The organism is Pseudomonas sp. 05N434 (assembly GCF_056396965.1).
Window position 1 is genome coordinate 1 of record NZ_JBFTMK010000528.1, and the last position, 3,548, is coordinate 3,548.

The window sequence follows — 3,548 nt, forward strand, 5'->3', positions numbered from 1 at the left end:
GTACAAATACCCACCTGAGAATCACACCTGAGGACATCGGCGAAGAAGAAGTCGGACATTTCGCCTTTTTTCGCAGCGCATACCAAGCCACACTATGGCCCATTGCATTGTCCTGGCTGCAGACCGGCGAGCTGGCCCCCGATACACCCGGGCGGCGAGTGCCACGCAACTGATTGATGCACCCTCTCAACGAATTACGGAATGACGCCCATGGCCTCCGCCAACAAGCAGAACAAACGCGCCTCCCGCGCCAAAGCCAAGGCCAAGCAGAACCGCACCCAGCGGGTCGCCGCGCCGGTCGAGCTGGACCCGAACGACGATCGCATCGACTTCGAATCGGTGGACCTGACCGAATTGTTCAAAAAAATGATCGACGCCGAAAAGTCCAGCCAGCAGGCAATGTGCACAGCCTTCCTTGAAGACCCGCTGCTGGAGCTGGTGTACGAACAGGAAGGCGAAGAAGGCGCGATGGACTTCATCCTCGCGGCGCTGATCGAATACCGCCAATGGTCCACCGAGACCGACGAGGCCGGTGCACTGGCGTGGATCGAATCGCCGGCCTTCCAGGCTGATTACGTGGCGGCGTCCGACGCCATCGCGGCCCAAACCCAACAGAAAACCCACTGAGTTCCCATGGCATCCCTGAATAAGCAACAGAAACGCGCCAAACGCGCAAAAGCCAAAGCCAAACAAATCCGCATGGTCGGCAGAAAGCCTGCCGATCTGAATGATGACCTGGGTGAGATCGGCGAGCCGATCCCGGAATACACCCTGGCGATGTTCAGCAAAATGCGTGACGCCGAAGCCACCAGCCGCAACGACATGCTGCTGACCCTGCTGTCGAACCTTGCCGGGATTATCAGCGACCATCCAGAACTGCTGGACATGGAAAACGCCGACAACGAAGCCATGGCCGCCACACACCTGGCCGCCGACATGCTGATCGACTACCGCATGTGGGCCGATGGCATGGACCGCGATACCGCCCAGGCCTGGCTGACCGATCCGCAATTCATCACTGACTTTGGTGATGCGCTGGACAGTTATCGTCAGTCGCTGGATGCGCAGGAAGAAAAGGGCGAGTAAACACTCCTCCTCTTCAGAACTGAAAACGGCCGCGTGTCATCACTGACAGCGGCCGTTTTGCGTTACGCGGTACGGATCAGCTCAGCACCACAGCGCCCAGTTTCTGCAGCTTGCGACGACGCGCCACAAACAAACCGGCAGCCACCACCAACACGCTCAGCAGACCCGTCGCGAGGATCTCCACGCGATGCGCTTCCTGGAACAGCATGATGGTCAGGGCGGCGATGATGAATACGATCACCGCGTAGGTCAGACCCGGGAACAGCCACATGCTGAAGGCGATTTTTTCACCRCGRGCCATGCGCTGTTTGCGCATRCGCAGTTGCGAAAWYGCGATCACCAGGTACACCAGCAACGCGATGGCGCCAGAGCTGGCCAGCAGGAATTCGAACACGGCAGCCGGGGCCACGTAGTTGGCGAAGACTGCAAGGAATGCCGCAGCGGTCGACAGCATCACGGCCCAGTAAGGTGTGCCGCTGCTATTGGTGCGCTGGGAAACGGCCGGCGCGTCGCCGCGTTTGCCCAGCGAGAACATCATCCGCGAAGCGGTGTAGAGCGCGGAGTTCAGGCAGCTGGTGACCGCGACCAGAACCACGATATCAACGATCAGCTTGGCATTCGGGATCCCCATGCGCTCCAGCACGGTCTGGTAGGAACCGACGCTGGCCAGAATCGGGTCGTTCCACGGCACCAAGGCCACAACGATGAAAATGGAGACGAGGTAGAACAAGCCAATCCGCCAGATGACCGAGTTGGTGGCCTTGGAGATCTGCTGGCCAGGGTTCTTCGATTCCGCGGCCGCAATGGTCACGATCTCGGTGCCCATGAAGGAAAACATGGTGGTCAGAATGGCGCCGAGCACCGCGCCCATGCCGTTTGGCAGGAAGCCTTGAGTGTCAAACAGGTGCGACACACCGCTGACCTGGCTGGTGGGCAGGAGGCCGAAGATCGCCAGAATGCCCAGACCGATAAAGCCGATGATCGCCACGACTTTGACCAGGGCGAACCAGAACTCGAACTCGCCATAGTTCTTCACGCTGAACAGGTTGGTCACCGTCAGCAGTAACGTGATGACCAAGGTGAAGGCCCAGATCGCCACGTTCGGGAACCAGGCATGCAGAATGGTCGCCGCAGCGTTAGCTTCCAGCGGGATGACCAAAACCCAGAACCACCAGTAGAGCCAGCCGATGGTGAAACCGGCCCAGTGACCGATCGCACGATCGGCATACGTCGAGAAGGAGCCTGTATCTGGCGATGCAACGGCCATCTCGCCGAGCATGCGCATGACCAGAACCACCAGCGCACCGGCGGCAGCGTAGGCCAACAACACGGCCGGGCCTGCAGCGGCGATGGCGTGGCCGGAGCCGACGAACAGGCCGGCACCGATAACCCCGGCGATCGACAGCATGGTCACATGACGCGGTTTGAGCCCCTGTTCGAGGCCATTGGAGCTTTGCGTACTGCTCATTGAAACTACCTTTGCCTGGAAATCGATTCAGTCCACCCTGCCTGAAAATCCCTTCTCGTAAAAAGAATCCAACAGAGTGTTCCTTATTCTGCACGCAATAATTGCGCCAAAATGTTTCACGCCCCCGGTATACGCGGCCTGTGCGCCGATGGAGCGCTTATCGCAAGTCATTGAGATTAATGGCATTTAGCCAGAGCGTTACCTTGCCACCCACTTCAGGAACGAATCCATGCACCGGAAACACACCCAAAAAGGCAGGCGCGCACAATAAAAGTGCAGATCAGGAACGTTTGGCCGGTTAGCGCTTCCAACACCCCGCCAAAGCTGGCAACATCGCGCCTTTTTTTACGGGACAGCCGGACCACATCGGGTTCAAACGGCTGTTCGGTTGATAGCAGCGCGACAGTCTGCTGTACCGATGCGACAACCTGCCACACGCCATCCGTTTACCGTCCCGAGCGCTGTTGGCTGCCATTCGAACGCTATGCTAGCTTGGCCGCCTCGCCAGGAAGGCGACCAACAGCAGGAGCGCAACACACTATGAGGAACGCACATGGCTGAGGCCACGCCCGCGCTTGAAATCCGCAACTTGCACAAACGCTACGGACAGCTTGAGGTGCTCAAAGGCATCTCGCTGACCGCCCGCGACGGCGACGTGATCTCGATCCTGGGCTCCTCCGGTTCCGGCAAGTCCACGTTCCTGCGTTGCATCAACTTGCTGGAAAACCCGCACCAGGGCCAGATCCTGGTAGCTGGCGAAGAACTCAAGCTCAAGCCCGCCAAGAACGGCGAACTGGTCGCTGCCGACGGCAAGCAGATCAATCGCCTGCGCAGCGAGATCGGTTTTGTGTTTCAAAACTTTAATCTCTGGCCGCACATGACCGTGCTCGACAACATCATCGAGGCCCCGCGCCGCGTACTCGGTCAGAGCAAGGCCGAGGCCATCGRAGTCGCCGAAGCCCTGCTGGCCAAGGTCGGCATCGCTGACAAGCGC

The 3,548-nt window shown here is 59.3% G+C and carries 5 protein-coding genes and 1 pseudogene; 4 read left to right on the forward strand and 2 right to left on the reverse strand.

Annotated elements, in window-relative coordinates; translation table 11 throughout:
• The 3 genes and pseudogenes from AC1DLB_RS25090 to AC1DLB_RS25100 form a co-directional block, all read left to right on the forward strand.
• A pseudogene (locus AC1DLB_RS25090) lies at positions 1–173 on the forward strand (alpha/beta hydrolase); the annotation flags it as partial.
• Between the two features lie 37 nt (positions 174–210).
• Positions 211–627, forward strand: coding sequence for a hypothetical protein (locus AC1DLB_RS25095; RefSeq protein WP_305410823.1), 417 nt, complete (start codon positions 211–213; stop codon positions 625–627).
• Between the two features lie 6 nt (positions 628–633).
• Positions 634–1,086: a hypothetical protein gene (locus AC1DLB_RS25100; RefSeq protein ID WP_064615876.1), complete on the forward strand. Its 453-nt coding sequence runs from the start codon at positions 634–636 to the stop codon at positions 1,084–1,086.
• Between the two features lie 76 nt (positions 1,087–1,162).
• Here the strand turns inward: AC1DLB_RS25100 and gabP are convergent, their stop codons facing one another.
• Together gabP and AC1DLB_RS25110 are read right to left on the reverse strand one after the other, a co-directional pair.
• Positions 1,163–2,554, reverse strand: coding sequence for a GABA permease (gene gabP, locus AC1DLB_RS25105; RefSeq protein ID WP_477785846.1), 1,392 nt, complete (start codon positions 2,552–2,554; stop codon positions 1,163–1,165).
• 215 nt (positions 2,555–2,769) lie between these two features.
• A complete protein-coding gene (locus AC1DLB_RS25110; RefSeq protein WP_156043987.1) occupies positions 2,770–2,991 on the reverse strand; it encodes a hypothetical protein in 222 nt (73 codons plus the stop codon).
• A 116-nt stretch (positions 2,992–3,107) separates the two neighbouring features.
• Here AC1DLB_RS25110 and AC1DLB_RS25115 point away from each other — a divergent pair.
• Positions 3,108–3,548: ATP-binding cassette domain-containing protein (locus tag AC1DLB_RS25115; RefSeq protein WP_477785847.1), on the forward strand; the 441-nt coding region annotated here is incomplete at its 3' end.

Bases quoted from the DNA above. Each gene is read 5' to 3' on its own strand.
- AC1DLB_RS25095 (WP_305410823.1), top strand. From the start codon at position 211: ATGGCCTCCGCCAACAAGCAGAACAAACGCGCCTCCCGCGCCAAAGCC.
- AC1DLB_RS25100 (WP_064615876.1), top strand. From the start codon at position 634: ATGGCATCCCTGAATAAGCAACAGAAACGCGCCAAACGCGCAAAAGCC.